Raw genomic sequence first — 14,469 nt, 5'->3', positions numbered from 1 at the left:
CGGCCGAGTATAGGACCGCTGCCCCGATGCTGCGCGTTCAGAGATAACGCAGCCAGGCCAAGTCGCGACGGCGTGCCTTGAAGCGGGCAAAAGCGCGGGTGGCGGGGTAGAGCAGCACCGCGAGCGCCACGCTGATCAACAGCAATGCCGACACCGATTCGACTGCGAAGTAGGGCGCGTGGTTTGCGCCCCAATACGCCATCGCTGCGAGGTAAAGCAGCTTCAGCACGTACAGGTGCAGCAGGTAGAAGAACATCGGCGCCGCACCTATCCACGCCAGTGGCTGCAACCACGCTGCGATGCGTGGCTGCTCGTACAGGCGCAGCAGCAACAGGCCGATACCCAGCGTCAGCAGCAGGAACAGCAGCGAAGGCGGGTACTTGGTGACGTTGAGCAGGCTCATCAGCGTCAGCTGGAAGTCGGCGAAGCGCAGCCAGGGATGGTCACCGTAGATATTGGCGGCACGCAGCAGCACGAAGCCGGCCAGCATCGCCAGGCCGGTCAGCAGCAGCCAGCGCTGGCGCTGTGGCGCCGGGCGGTTGCTGGCGTACCACGGGCCCAGCACGTAACCCAGGGCAATCACGCCGATCCACGGCAGCAGCGGGTAGGAGGTGCGCAGCCGCAGGCTGTCGCCCAATTCGATCCAGTCGCGTTGGTGCAGGATCTTCCATAGCGTTGCCAGTACGCCGTTGCCCTGGGCCTGCAGCGGATCAAGCAGGTTGTGGCCGGCAATGATGACCACCGCCAGCGCCAACAGCAGCTTGCGCGGCAGCCACAGTAGGCCGGCCAACGCGATCATGCTCAGGCCGATGGCCCAGATCACCTGCAGATAGAGCGTGCTGGCCGGGAACTGGAAGGTCCAGGCGAAGTTGACCAGGGTCAGTTCCAATACCACCAGGAACAAGCCGCGCTTCAGCAGGAACGCGGCGGTGGCGCGGCGCGGATCTGGCTGGCGCTGGCCATATAGCCAGGCCGACAGGCCGGTGAGCAGGACGAACACAGGTGCGCATAGATGGGCCAGCAGGCGGAAGCTGAATAGCGCCGGAGAAACCGAGGTCACGTCCATCGGGTCGCTGACCTGGTGCTGCAGGTAGAAGGTCTCGCGGACATGGTCGATCAGCATCAGCAGCATCACGGTGCCGCGCAGCTGGTCGATGGAGGCCAGGCGGGAGGTGGAGGCAGGGTGCATGCGTTGAAATCTTACGGAAAGATATAACATAACATTTAAGGGCGGCGCGGGCGACTTTGCCGATGTGGCCTGCAAGGCGTGCGATCGGTGGAATTGCAGGGTTGCGGGGCACCGGCACTGCGTTCAGGCTGGACTTGCCGTTAAGCGGGCGTTAGCGTGGCGAAGGTTTTTTTGCCATTCAAGGGCTTTCCATGAACAACGCTGCGCCTGCGCAGCTCACATTCCGCGCGGTGGTTCTTGCCATCGTGCTGGCTGTGGTGCTGTCTGCCGCCAATGCTTACCTGGGCCTGTTCGCAGGCTTGACCATTGCTACCGCCATTCCGGCCGCCGTCGTCTCGATGGGCGTGCTGCGTCTGCTCGGTGGCGGCACCATTCTTGAAAACAACATCGTCCAGACCGGTGCCTCGGCCGGCTCGTCGATTGCGGCTGGCGTGATCTTCACGATCCCGGCGCTGGTGATCATGGGGTACTGGCCGGACTTCAAGTACTGGTGGGTGCTGGGCATCGCCGGCCTCGGCGGCCTGCTGGGCGTGCTGTTCTCGGTGCCGCTGCGCCGTTCGATGATCGTCGAGGATCCGCTTCCCTTCCCGGAAGGCAAGGCGGCAGCTGAAGTGCTCAAGGCCGGTGAGAACCCGGGCCCGGGCATGAAGATCCTCGGCATCTCGGCTGCCATCGGCGGTCTGGTGAAGTTGGCCGCGGCCTCGGGCCTGCGCATCTTCCCGGACGCCTGGGCGCAGTCGGCCTATGTCGGCAGTTCCAAGATCACCGCCTTCATCGGCACCAACCTGTCGCCGGCACTGCTGGGCGTGGGTTACATCGTTGGCTTGAACGTCGGCATCGTGGTGGTGTCCGGCTCGATCCTGTCCTGGCACATCGCCATTCCGCTGTACCAGGCGTTCTTCCTGGGCGGCAACCCGGATCTGGCGGCATCGCTGGCCAATGCCGGCTCGGCTGAGGCGGCCTTCGCCATCTGGGGCTCGCAGATCCGTTACCTCGGCGTCGGCGCCATGCTGATCGGCGGCGTCTGGACCCTGTTCTCGCTGCGCAAGTCGTTGTTCAACGGCGTCAAGAGTGGTTTTGCTGCTGCCCGCAAGAGCAGTGGCCCGGCGCTGGCCGAAACCGAACGCGACCTGCCGATGAAGTGGATGCTGATCGCCCTGATCGCCTTCACCTTGCCGCTGCTGGGCCTGTATCAGGCCATCGTCGGCCAGTGGCACGTGTCGATCCCGATGACCATCATCATGATCGTCGCCGGCTTCCTGTTCGTGTCGGTGTCGGCTTATCTGGCTGGTTTGATTGGTTCGTCCAACAACCCGGTCTCGGGCATCACCATATCCACCATCCTGTTCGCCTCGGTGGTGCTGGTGTTGCTGCTGGGTAAGGACGGCCTGATTCCGGTCGGCGTCGGCGGTGCTCCGCTGGGTGCGGTGGCCGCGATCATGATCGGCGCGGTGGTCTGCTGTGCGGCCGCCGTTGGCGGTGACAACCTGCAGGACCTCAAGGCCGGTTATCTGGTCGGCGCGACGCCGTGGAAACAGCAGCTGATGCTGGGCATCGGCGCGTTCTCCTGCGCCCTGATCATGGCGCCGGTGCTGAACCTGCTGGCCCATGCTTACGGCATCGGCGCACCGACCGCGGAGCACCCGAACTCGCTGGCAGCACCACAGGCCAACCTGATGGCCTCGGTTGCGCGCGGCCTGTTCGGTGGCGATCTGCCGTGGGGCATGATCGCACTGGGCGCCGGCGTTGGCGCGGTGATCATCGCCATCGACGAGTGGCTGAAGAAGACCGGCAAGCGTTTCCGCGTGCCGGTGCTGGCTGCTGCCATCGGTATCTACCTGCCGCTGGAACTGATGGTGCCGATCTTCCTCGGCGGCCTGCTGGCCCACCTGGTCGAGCGTTTCCACAAGCTGCGTGCCGACGACGAAGAAGGCCGCGACCGCGTGCATCGCCCGGGTGTGCTGTTCGCAGCTGGCCTGATCACCGGTGAAGCCTTGATGGGTATCGCCATCGCGGTGCCGATCGTGGTCAGCGGCCAGGGCGACGTGCTGGCACTGCCGCTGGGCGGCTTTGCCGATACTTGGGCGAGCGTGTCGGCCTGGGTTGGCCTGTTCGTGCTGTTCCTGGTTGGCCTGCTGATGTACCGCATCGGCAAGAAGGGCGAGCCTGCGGCGAAGGCCTAAGGGCTGACTCTGCGGGTGACTTTGCTGTCCCTTCTCCCGCCTGCGGGGGAAGGTGCCCCGAAGGGGCGGATGGGGGTAGCTTTTGATTTTGACTTGGCTGTGGGCTTGAAGCTTTAGAGCCAGGGCACCCCTCCCCAGCCCTCCCCTTGGCCTGCGGCCAAAGGGAGGAGGCTTCGAGCCAAAACCAAAACCAAGGCGCCCTCACCCCAACCCCTCTCCCGCTTCGCAGGAGAGGGGCTCAAGCAAAAGCAGCGCCAGATCAAACACAAAGCCGCCCTTGGGCGGCTTTGCTGTTTCCGGCGGTTGCCCGGGCATGACTTCAAGCCTTTGCAGTGGGGCAGGCTGGCCGCCTACCATCGGGGTTTGCCTTTGCCTGGGAGTTGCCCATGAAGCTTCGACACGCCCTGTTGCCGCTGTGCCTGTTGGCCGCCTTGCCATCACTGGCCAGTGCGCGCGGTTTTGAAGTCCGCGACATGGTCAAGCTGGACCGCGCGTCCGCGCCGTTGCTCAGCGCCAATGGCGCGCAGGTGGTGTTTGCCAAGCGCATCGTCGACGCCGACCTCAAGGCCAGCAGCAGCCTGTGGATTCGTGACCTGCGTACCCGCGACATGGCGCCGCCGAAGCAGCTGACCCCGGCTGGCTGGAATGTCAATTCGGCCTCCATCGAGGGCCAGAACGTGTACTTCCTCAGCGCCAAGAACGGCAGCCAGCAGCTGTATGTGATGCCGCTGGCTGGTGGCGAGCCGCGCCAGCTCACCGATTTCGCACTCGACGTGGACAGCTACCGCGTCTCGCCGCAGGGCGACCGCGTGCTGTTCAGCACCGGCGTGTTCCAGGACTGCGGCTCGGACCTGGCCTGCACCAGCAAGCGCCTGGAGAAGGAAAAGGCCGACAAGAGCAGCGGCCAGGTCTACGACAGCATGTTCGTGCGCCATTGGGATACCTGGGCCGACGGCCGTCGCAACACGCTGTTCGTCGCGCCGTTGCCGGCAGCCGGTGCTGCTGCGGTGAAGGGCGCTTCGGCGATCAGTGCCACGCTGGCCGGTGATGCGCCGTCCAAGCCGTTCGGCGGCAATGAAGACTTCGTCTGGTCGCCGGATGGCAAGACCGTCGTCGCCAGCATCCGCGTGCAGGGCAGCAAGGAACCGTGGTCGACCAACTTCGACCTGTACAAGTTCGATGCTGCCGGCAAGCAGGCCCCGGTCAACCTGACCGCTGCCAACCCGGCTTGGGACGCCGGCCCGGTGTTCAGCGCCGACGGCAAGACCCTGTTCTACCGCGCGATGAAGCGCCCGGGCTTCGAAGCTGACCGCTTCGGCCTGATGGCGATGGACGTGGCCAGCGGCAAGGTCAACGAGATCGCCGCGCAGTGGGACCGTTCGGCTGATGGCATCACTTTGTCGGCCGATGGCCAGACCATCTACACCACCGCGCAGGACATGGGCGAACACCCGCTGTTCGCGGTCAACATCGCCGATGGCAATCCGACCAAGCTGGTGGGCGAGGGCAGCATCTCCTCCTTCGACATCTCCGGTGATGCGTTGGCCTTCACCCGCAACTCGCTGAAGAGCGGCGACCAGGTGTTCACCAGCAGCACCGCTGCAGGCGCACCACAGCGCGCCATCACCCAGAGCGCCGGCGAAATGCTGGATGGCGTGAACTTCGGTGACTTCGAGCAGTTCTCGTTCAAGGGCTGGAACGACGAGACCGTGCACGGCTATGTGGTCAAGCCGCACAACTACCAGGAAGGCAAGAAGTACCCGGTTGCATTCCTGATCCATGGCGGTCCGCAGGGCAGCTTCGGCAATGGCTGGAGCTACCGCTGGAACCCGCAGACCTATGCCGGTCAGGGCTACGCAGTCGTCATGATCGATTTCCACGGCTCCACGGGTTACGGCCAGGCCTTCACCGACGCGATCAGCCAGCATTGGGGCGATCGCCCGCTGGAAGACCTGCAGAAGGGCTGGGCCGCAGCGCAGCAGAAATACAGCTTCCTCAACGGCGACAAGGCCTGTGCGCTGGGCGCCAGCTACGGCGGCTTCATGGTCAACTGGATCGCCGGCAACTGGAATGAGCCGTGGAAGTGCCTGGTGAACCACGACGGTGTGTTCGACCAGCGTGCCATGGGCTATGCCACTGAAGAACTGTGGTTCACCGAGTGGGAGCAGGGCGGTACTCCGTACGACGTGCCGCAGAACTACGAGAAGTTCAACCCGGTCAACCATGTCGCCAACTGGAAGAAGCCGATGTTGGTGGTGCAGGGCCAACTGGATTACCGCATCCCGGTGGAGCAGGGCCTGGCCACGTTTACCGCGCTGCAGCGTCAGGGGATCGAGTCCAAGTTCCTGTACTTCCCGGACGAAAATCACTGGGTGTTGAAGCCGCATAACAGCGTGCAGTGGCACGACACCGTCAATGGCTGGCTGAAACAGCACATCGGCGAGTAACTGGTCATGGAAAAGGCGCGCCGTTGGCGCGCCTTTTCTTTTTGGCCGGCGCCGCGATTCATGTCCTGCGCCGCGCTACATTCTCATCTTCGCTGTCATGGAGGGCGGGGTCGATGGGAATGTTCAGCATCTGGCATCTACTTGTTCTGTTGGTCGGTTTCGTGTTTTTTGCGGGCGGCATCGCCTTGGTTGTCTGGTTGTGTATGCGCGCGGCAGGTAAGCCGGGACGCGCGGGAAATGCGCAGCAGCGCCTGGAGCAACTGGATGAACTCCGCGCCAAAGGCCTGCTCAGCGAGGCGGAGTATCAGCGGCAGCGCAATGCCATTGTGAGCAGCATCTAGCGCCGGTATTTGTTGACTGTCTGGGCGTTGACTCCCGGGCACGGGTTGGGAATGTTGTTGTTCTGCCGGGCTGGCATGGCCGGGAGGGGCGAAGGACTCGCCGTTGTTGCTTCGTCCTGCGCTATCCCTGTCCTCCGTTCTTGACGAGGTGTGGCTGCAGGTTTTCTTCAAGGGCGGGGGTTTGCCCACACCAGGTAATCAAGGGGATAGACGATGATGGCAGCCGCAACAGGCGCACTCATCAGCAATGACATCATCGTGTTCGGCCTGATCGCCGCCACCTTGGGCGTTATTTTCTGGACATCGGGCAGCAGCAATCCGCTGCTGAAAAAGTTCTACAGCTTCGTGCCAGCGTTGCTGCTGTGCTACTTCATTCCCGGTGTGTACAACACGGTCGGCCTGATCGATGGCGAAACCACCAAGCTCTACAACCCGATCGCGCGCGACGTGTTCCTGCCTGCCGCGCTGGTGTTGTTGACGCTGTCCATCGACCTGAAAGGCATCCTCGGCCTTGGCTGGAAGATGCTGGCGATGTATGTGGCTGCAGTGCTGAGCATCATGCTCGGGGCAGTGGTCGCCTTCCAGATAATGGCCTGGCTGCACCCGGAAACCGTGGCCGGCGCAACATGGGGCGGCATGGCGGCGCTGGCTGGCAGCTGGATCGGCGGCGGCGCCAACATGCTGGCGATGAAGGAAATCTTCGAAGTCGATGCCACCACCTTCGGACAGTTCGCGGTGGTGGATGTTGGTGTCGGCTATGTGTGGATGGCAGTACTGATCTTCTTCGCCTCGCGTGCGCCGGCCATGGACAAGCGCAGTGGTGCCGATACGCGCGCGCTGGATGATCTGCGTGATCGTGTGGCCAGTTATCAGGCGCAGCATGCGCGCATTCCGGCGCTGGGCGATTTGATGGTGATGGCAGGCGTGGCCTTCGGTGTGGTCGCGCTTTCGCATGGCCTGGCCGCACCGCTGTCTGGCTGGTTTGCAGAAAACGTGAGCTGGTCTGGCTCGGTCAGCTTGGACAAGCCCTTCGTGTGGGTAGTGATGCTGGCGACCTTCATCGGCCTGGGCCTGAGTTTCACGCGCGCGCGCGAGCTGGAAGGCGTAGGCGCGTCGAAGTGGGGCTCGATGTTCCTGTACTTCCTGATCGCCTGCATCGGCATGCAGATGGATCTGTTGGCGCTGCTGGAGAAGCCGTGGCTGTTCGCGCTGGGCGTGCTGTGGATTGGCGTGCACATCGTGCTGTTGTGGTTGGTCGGCAAACTGCTGAAGGTGCCGTTCTTCTATTTCGCCATTGCATCGCAGAGCAATATCGGTGGCCCGGCCTCGGCGCCGGTGTTGGCTACGGCCTTCCACCCGGCCTTGGCGCCGGTAGGTGTGTTGCTGGGTACCTTGGGTTATGCGGTGGGTACCGGCGCGGCTTATGTGGTTGGAATTACCTTGAGGGCGATGGCTGGGGCTGGGTGAGAAACGGCGCGGGTTGCGCGCCTCTCCCCAACCCTCGCTCCGGGCCCCACCCCCTGCGCTGGCGCAAGGGCGTTCAAGGAGCCGCGAACCGGTGGTTCGCAAGCTGCTTCTTTCACCCCGCAGGGGGAGAGAGGCTTCGCAGCTGCAGTTGCACATATTGCTAGCGCTCGGGGCGCACTGAGCCCCTCCCCCCTTGCGGGAGAGGGGTTGGGGAGAGGGGAGCGCGTAGCGCTGCTTTCGCTAAGCAAGACCAACATCCGCCACCATGCTAGGCTCCACCCTCCGACGCCACGTCACCAACGTGGCGTTTTTTTTTCTTCGATCGACAGGAACAGGCCTTATGCCGACCGAGCCCAATACTGCCCTCATCACCAATGACATCGTCGGCCTCGGCCTGATCGCTGCAACATTGGCCCTGATCTTCTGGTTGGCCAGCGGCCCAACCCCGTTCTGGAAGAAGATCTTCACCTGGGTGCCGGCGCTGCTGCTGTGCTACTTCATACCCGCCATCTACAACACCACGGGCCTGATCGACGGCCACAGCACCAAGCTCTACAACCCGATCGCACGCGATGTGTTGCTGCCGGCCGCGTTGGTCCTGCTTACGCTTTCCATCGACCTGAAAGGCATCGCCCGGCTCGGTCCCAAGCTGCTGGTGATGTTCGTCACCGGCACTGTAGGCATCGTGCTGGGTGCGGCGGTGTCGTTCCAGGTGATGAAGTTCATTCATCCGGAAACCGTGGCCGGTGACACCTGGGCTGGTATGGCCGCATTGGCTGGCAGCTGGATTGGTGGCGGCGCCAACATGGCCGCCATGCGCGAGACCTTCAATGTCGATGCAACCACGTTTGGTCAGTTCGCCGTGGTGGACGTGGCTTGCGCCAGCCTGTGGATGGCGATGCTGCTGTGGATGGCTGGGCGCTCGCAGATCATCGATGCAAAAAATGGTGCGGATACCTCTGCCATTGATGACATGAAACAGCGCATTGCCGAATACGAGGCCAAGAGTGCGCGGAATCCAAGCTTGACCGACTTGATGGTGATCGTCGGTGTTGGCCTGGGTGTTGTGGGTCTTGCACATGCATTGGCTGTCCCGCTGGCCAACTGGTTTGGCGAGAACGTCAGCTGGGCCAGCAAGGCCTCATTGAACTCATCATTTGTGTGGGTGGTGATGATCTCCACCGTTGCCGGCCTGCTGTTGAGCTTTACCCGTGCACGAAATCTTGAGGCGGCGGGTGCATCGAAGATCGGCACCTTGTTCCTGTACTTCCTGATTGCCTGCATCGGCATGCAGATGGACCTGCTGTCATTGGCTGACCGCCCGTGGCTGTTCCTGCTCGGCGTGATCTGGATGGGCGTGCATATCGGCCTGTTGTATGTGGTTGGGCGGATGCTGCGTACGCCGCTGTTCTTCTTTGCGATTGGTTCGCAGGGCAATATCGGCGCTGCGGCATCGGCACCGGTGGTGGCTGCGGCATTCCACCCGACCTTGGCGCCAGTGGGTGTGCTGTTGGGTACGGTGGGTTATGCCACCGGCACAGTGATCGCCTATATGACCGGCTTGATGCTGAAGTGGATGGCTGGCGCCTGAGGATTTGGTTTGTGTTGTGGGAGCGGCATGAGCCGCGAAGCCGGTGTTGCCTCAGGTCACGCTGTCATTGCAATGGCATGATTGGTCGGCTTCGCGGCTTACGCCGCTGCTACAAACCGGGTTATCGGTAAGGCCTCTGCCGAGCATGGCGCGGCACTACAGGTAGAAAAAAGGCGGCGCCAATGGCGCCGCCTTTTTTCGTTGCTTGTCTCCGCTGCTTCAGCAGCAGCGGAAGCCGCTGCTGCCGCCGAAGCGGGCTTCCTGTCGTTCGCGGAAGAAGGTTTTGTAATCCATGACATCACGGTCTGGATGCTTCTCGCGCATGTGCCGGACATAGTTGTCGTAGTCCGGCACGCCACAGCAAAGCCGCGCGGTCTGTACCAGACGCCGCCAAGTGCGGCGGAACGTCTGGTACTGGCCAACGGGGACCAGCTCGGTGCCCATTACAGATCAACCTCGTGCGGCTTCAGCGCCACGTAAGGCGTTTCCTTGTCGGTGCGCACCGACGAGCGGCGTGCAGCGGCGATGGTCTTGATCGAATACACCAGCACTGCGAACACCACGAACAGGAACAGCGCGGTCAGGCCGGTGTTGATGTAGTTGTTCACCATCACCTGATGCATCTGGTCGAAGTTCTTGGAAGGTGCCAGCAACTCGCCGGCGGCAATGGCGTCACGGTACTTGTGCGCCTGGGCAAGGAAGCCCACTGCCGGTACGTCGGAGAAGATCTTGATGAAGCCGGCTGCGGTGGTGCAGATCAGCAGCCAGATGGCCGGGACCAACGGCACCCAGGCGTATTTGTCCTTCTTCATCTTGAACAGCACCACGGTGCACAGCAGCAGTGCCACGCCGGCCAGCATCTGGTTGGCGATGCCGAACAGCGGCCACAACATGTTGATGCCGCCCAGCGGATCAGTCACACCCTGGTACAGGAAGTAACCCCACAGTGCGACGCAGCCACCGGTGGCGATGAAGCTGGCCACCCACGAGTCGGTGCGGCGCAGGGCCGGTACGAAGTTGCCGAGCAGGTCCTGCAGCATGAAGCGGCCCGAACGGGTGCCGGCATCGACTGCGGTCAGGATGAACAGTGCTTCGAACAGGATGGCGAAGTGGTACCAGAACGCCATCATGCCTTCGCCCGGCAGCACCGCGTGCAGGATCTGGGCGATACCCACGGCCAAGGTCGGCGCGCCACCGGCACGCGAGAGGATGGTGCTCTCACCGATCTCTGCCGCGGTTGCGGTGAGCTGGTCCGGGGTGATCGCAAAGCCCCAGTTGGTGACCACCTGCGCAGCGTGCACCACGTCGGTGCCGATGATCGCGGCGGGACTGTTCATGGCGAAGTAGATGCCCGGCTCGATGATCGAGGCGGCGACCATGGCCATGATTGCCACGAACGATTCCATCAGCATGCCGCCGTAACCGATGTAGGCAATGTGGCCTTCATTGGCCAGCAGCTTGGGCGTGGTGCCCGAGCTGATCAGCGCATGGAAGCCCGATACCGCGCCACAGGCAATGGTGATGAACAGGAACGGGAACATGCTGCCCTTCCACACCGGGCCAGTGCCGTCGGTGAACTGGGTCAGCGCCGGCATCTTCAGCTCCGGCATCACGATCAGGATGCCGATCGCCAAGCCGACAATCGTGCCGATCTTGAGGAAGGTGGACAGGTAATCGCGCGGGGCCAGCAGCAGCCATACCGGCAGCACCGCCGCGACGAAGCCGTAGCCGATCAGCATCCAGGTGATCTGGATGCCGGTGAAGGTGAACATCGGGCCCAGCACCGGATCAGCGGCAACCTTGCCGCCGTACCAGATCGCTGCGATCAGCAGGAACAGGCCTGCGATCGAGATTTCACCGATCTTGCCGGGGCGGATGTAACGCATGTACACGCCCATGAACATGGCGATCGGCATTGTCGCGATCACCGTGAACATGCCCCAGGGGCTGCCCTCCAATGCCTTCACCACGATCATCGCCAGCACCGCGAGGATGATGATCATGATCATGAAGACGCCGAACAGCGCGATGGTGCCGGGCACCTGGCCCATTTCCTCGCGCACCAGATCGCCCAGCGAGCGACCGTTACGGCGGCTGGAGATGAACAGGATCATGAAATCCTGCACCGCACCGGCAAGCACCACACCGGCAATCAGCCAGAGCGTGCCGGGCAGGTAGCCCATCTGTGCGGCGAGTACCGGACCAACCAAGGGGCCGGCGCCGGCGATGGCGGCGAAGTGGTGGCCAAACAACACGTGCTTGTTGGTGGGCACGTAGTCCAGGCCATCGTTGTTGATGATCGCTGGCGTGGCGCGGGTGGGATCAACCCCCAGCACCTTGTTGGCGATGAACAGGCCGTAGTAGCGGAACGCGACCAGGTACAGCGATACCGCTGCCACCACGATCCAGAGGGCATTGATGTGTTCGCCGCGGCGTAGCGCCACGACGCCTAGACAGAACGCGCCTATCAGGGACAGTAATGCCCATCCGGCTTTTGAAAAACCTTTCATCGAGTCGCCTCGCAGGGGAATGCCTGCAAGGGTCTACCCATGCAGGTCGGGGGTCAATGTGCATGGCAGCTGAAGCGGATGCGACTTTGGTCTTAGGTCCGTGTCTTATCGAACATGACTGCGGGGGCGGGTTGTGCTTGAGCGGTAGGCTGGCTGGAACAAATGGTTGCAGCGGTGGCGATTGGTTTGGCGGTTGGCGAGGGCCATTGTCTGCTGCACGTTCAAGGAGCTTCCTGATGACTAGTCAAGATTCCGCCCGGGTGGTGCGCACTATCCGCGGCATGCCCACCTCCGATGGCGCCGGTGTACGCCTGACCCGGGTCATCGGTACGCAATCGTTGCCGGAGCTGGACCCGTTCCTGATGCTGGACGAGTTCGGCACGGACCGGGCCGAGGATTACCTCGCCGGTTTCCCCGACCACCCACACCGGGGTTTCGAGACGGTGACCTACATGCTTGATGGGCGCATGCGGCACAAGGACAACCACGGCAACGAGGGTTTGCTTACCCCTGGCAGTGTCCAATGGATGACAGCCGGGCGCGGCCTGGTCCACTCGGAAATGCCCGAGCAGGAATCCGGTCGCATGCGCGGCTTCCAGCTGTGGGTGAATCTGCCGGCGCGCGACAAGATGAGCGAGCCGCGCTATCAGGAGTTCGCGCCCGAGCGCATTCCGCAGCTGGCACCGGCTGAAGGTGTCAGCGTGAAAGTAATCGCCGGTACCGTGGGTTCGGTCACCGGGCCGATCCAGCAGCCGGCCACCGACCCGGTGTATATGGACATAAGGCTGAGCGCGGGCACCGCCTGGAGTTACGGCTTGCCTGAAGGCCACAACGCCTTCGCCTATGTGTTCGAGGGCGATGCGTCGCTGGGTGAGGGTGAGGGTGCACGCGCGGTTGAGCTGCAGCAGCTGGCGGTGTTGGGGGGCGGCAGCATGCTGCATATGCGTGCCGGTGCCGAGGGTGCGCGACTGATCGTGGTGGCAGGGCGCCCGCTGCGCGAACCGGTGGCACGGCACGGGCCATTCGTAATGAATACCCGTGAGGAGTTGATGCAGGCCTTCGTTGACTACCAGGAAGGCCGCTTCTGAACGATGGCCGGTCCCGTGCGCAATGCGACGGGACCGGCATCAACGGGTCTTCATCATTGGCCTGTCTGCAACGGATCGGTATCCGTCGTGGCTCAGTTGCTGCCAGCCAATGCGGACGGATTGAGGTTCAAAGTCTGGGTCAGGGTCTGCAGTGTGCCCAGCTCGGCGTTGTCGGCTGCGTCGATCCAGATCTGCGCGTAGCGGTTCTTGTCCAGCTTGACCACGCTGATGCGGCGCGACTCCAGGCCGGGCAGGTCACGGCCGCCCATGTCCAGTTTGTACCAATGCATCTCGGTGCCACCGAACGCGCCCTTTTCCGCGCGCAAGGGACGGTTCAAGGACAGGCCCGGATCACGCCCGCTCAACATCATGTTGAGGACCGCTCGGCCGTCTTCGGTGGTGGCTTTGCAGACGATGAAATCGCTTTGGGTCTGTTGCTCCCAATGCAGGCCGCTACTGGCAGGCAGCGATGGACATTGCACGGCCTGCTGGGCGGAAGCGTTGGCGCAGGCAGCGAGCGCAAGTGCGCTCAAAAAAATACGGACAGTCTTCACTTCGCATTCCCCCATGGAACATCGGCCCTGCGGCGCGACGAAAAACGTGTGGATGGTTCTGAAGGCAGTACTGGCTGGTGGGTGGTATCCCTCCCTGTGTACGTGCATCCCCATGCGCGCCAGCCAAGTTGCGACGGTATTACAAAAACCCCGTCACTTGCAAAGTGTCCTTTCTGCCAAAGAGAACGGCCCCGCAAGGGGGCCGTTCGGACTAACTGATAACACTTGAAACCAATGTGGTGACTTACTTGTCGCTGCCAATCCACTTATAGGCCAGGCCGCCAATAGCCGCACCCAGGATCGGTGCCACCCAGAACAGCCACAGCTGGCTGATCGCGCCGGGGCCGGCAAACAGGGCCACAGCGGTAGAGCGGGCCGGGTTCACCGAGGTGTTGGTGACCGGGATGCTGATCAGGTGGATCAGGGTCAGGGCCAAGCCAATGGCGATCGGCGCGAAGCCGGCCGGGGCACGGCCATGAGTAGCGCCCATGATCACGACCAGGAACACCGCGGTCAGCACCACTTCGCACAGGAATGCAGCCGCGACGGTGTAGCCGCCCGGCGACAGTGCGCCGTAGCCATTGCTGGCGAAGGCGCCGGCCTGGCTGCCATCGATCAGGAAGCTGGCATTGCCTTTGGCGATCTGCAGCAGGATGAAGGCCGCAACGATGCCGCCCAGTACCTGCGCAACGATATACGGCAGCAGGTCCTTGGCCGGGAAGCGCCCGCCAGCCCACAGGCCGATGCTCACCGCCGGGTTGAAGTGCGCGCCGGAGATATGGCCGAACGCATAGGCACCGGTCAGCACGGTCAGACCGAAGGCCAAGGCGACACCAACAAAACCAATACCCAGCGGATTGGCGTCACCGCCGAACTTCGCTGCCAATACCGCGCTGCCGCAGCCGCCCAAGACCAACCAGAAGGTGCCGAGGAACTCGGCAGCCAAACGCTTTCCCATGCTCATGATGATGTTCCCTATGTTTTCCCCGGTACGGGTGTGGGGAAAATAACGGAGAAGAGGGTGAAGTGAGTAACAAATTCGCTAACTATTTTGCCCGCGCAACTGTAGTGCTTTAGGCCTATGCGCGATTTGCGGGTT

General features: G+C 62.8%; 11 protein-coding genes. 6 read left to right on the top strand and 5 right to left on the bottom strand.

Annotated features, from left to right (window positions below):
- Positions 1–37 precede the first annotated feature (37 nt).
- On the bottom strand, positions 38–1,189 hold the full coding sequence (locus ACVOLR_RS09575) for an acetyltransferase domain-containing protein (RefSeq protein ID WP_481536251.1): 1,152 nt from the start codon (positions 1,187–1,189) through the stop codon (positions 38–40).
- Positions 1,190–1,380: 191 nt separating this feature from the next.
- Here ACVOLR_RS09575 and ACVOLR_RS09570 point away from each other — a divergent pair, with 191 nt between their 5' ends.
- From ACVOLR_RS09570 to ACVOLR_RS09550, 5 genes are all read left to right on the top strand, one after another.
- Entirely contained in the window at positions 1,381–3,372 is a 1,992-nt protein-coding gene (locus tag ACVOLR_RS09570; protein ID WP_481536250.1) for an OPT family oligopeptide transporter, read from the top strand.
- A 386-nt stretch (positions 3,373–3,758) separates the two neighbouring features.
- Positions 3,759–5,819 (top strand): S9 family peptidase, encoded by a 2,061-nt coding sequence (locus tag ACVOLR_RS09565; protein ID WP_481536249.1) that lies wholly within the window; start codon positions 3,759–3,761, stop codon positions 5,817–5,819.
- A gap of 23 nt (positions 5,820–5,842) precedes the next feature.
- A complete protein-coding gene (locus ACVOLR_RS09560; RefSeq protein ID WP_481536248.1) occupies positions 5,843–6,160 on the top strand; it encodes an SHOCT domain-containing protein in 318 nt (105 codons plus the stop codon).
- A 216-nt stretch (positions 6,161–6,376) separates the two neighbouring features.
- Positions 6,377–7,627, top strand: coding sequence for a DUF819 family protein (locus tag ACVOLR_RS09555; protein ID WP_303749988.1), 1,251 nt, complete (start codon positions 6,377–6,379; stop codon positions 7,625–7,627).
- 340 nt (positions 7,628–7,967) lie between these two features.
- The gene (locus tag ACVOLR_RS09550; RefSeq protein WP_481536247.1) at positions 7,968–9,218 is read left to right on the top strand and encodes a DUF819 family protein; all 1,251 of its coding nucleotides are present in this window, start codon (positions 7,968–7,970) and stop codon (positions 9,216–9,218) included.
- A 219-nt stretch (positions 9,219–9,437) separates the two neighbouring features.
- Here the strand turns inward: ACVOLR_RS09550 and ACVOLR_RS09545 are convergent, their stop codons facing one another.
- Together ACVOLR_RS09545 and ACVOLR_RS09540 are read right to left on the bottom strand one after the other, a co-directional pair.
- Positions 9,438–9,662: a YbdD/YjiX family protein gene (locus tag ACVOLR_RS09545; protein WP_481536246.1), complete on the bottom strand. Its 225-nt coding sequence runs from the start codon at positions 9,660–9,662 to the stop codon at positions 9,438–9,440.
- Positions 9,662–11,728 (bottom strand): carbon starvation CstA family protein, encoded by a 2,067-nt coding sequence (locus ACVOLR_RS09540; RefSeq protein WP_481517553.1) that lies wholly within the window; start codon positions 11,726–11,728, stop codon positions 9,662–9,664. The genes ACVOLR_RS09545 and ACVOLR_RS09540 overlap by 1 nt, the downstream gene beginning before the upstream one ends.
- Positions 11,729–11,964: 236 nt before the next feature.
- On the opposite strand from ACVOLR_RS09540, the gene ACVOLR_RS09535 reads away from it, so the two are divergent.
- On the top strand, positions 11,965–12,816 hold the full coding sequence (locus ACVOLR_RS09535) for a pirin family protein (protein WP_481536245.1): 852 nt from the start codon (positions 11,965–11,967) through the stop codon (positions 12,814–12,816).
- A gap of 92 nt (positions 12,817–12,908) precedes the next feature.
- Here ACVOLR_RS09535 and ACVOLR_RS09530 read toward each other — a convergent pair whose 3' ends face one another.
- Together ACVOLR_RS09530 and aqpZ are read right to left on the bottom strand one after the other, a co-directional pair.
- The gene (locus ACVOLR_RS09530) at positions 12,909–13,370 is read right to left on the bottom strand and encodes a hypothetical protein (protein WP_481536244.1); all 462 of its coding nucleotides are present in this window, start codon (positions 13,368–13,370) and stop codon (positions 12,909–12,911) included.
- 244 nt (positions 13,371–13,614) lie between these two features.
- On the bottom strand, positions 13,615–14,334 hold the full coding sequence (gene aqpZ, locus ACVOLR_RS09525) for an aquaporin Z (RefSeq protein WP_481510554.1): 720 nt from the start codon (positions 14,332–14,334) through the stop codon (positions 13,615–13,617).
- Positions 14,335–14,469 lie beyond the last annotated feature (135 nt).

It is taken from the genome of Stenotrophomonas sp. STEN030, assembly GCF_056759995.1.
This window is presented reverse-complemented; position numbering and strand designations above follow the sequence as displayed.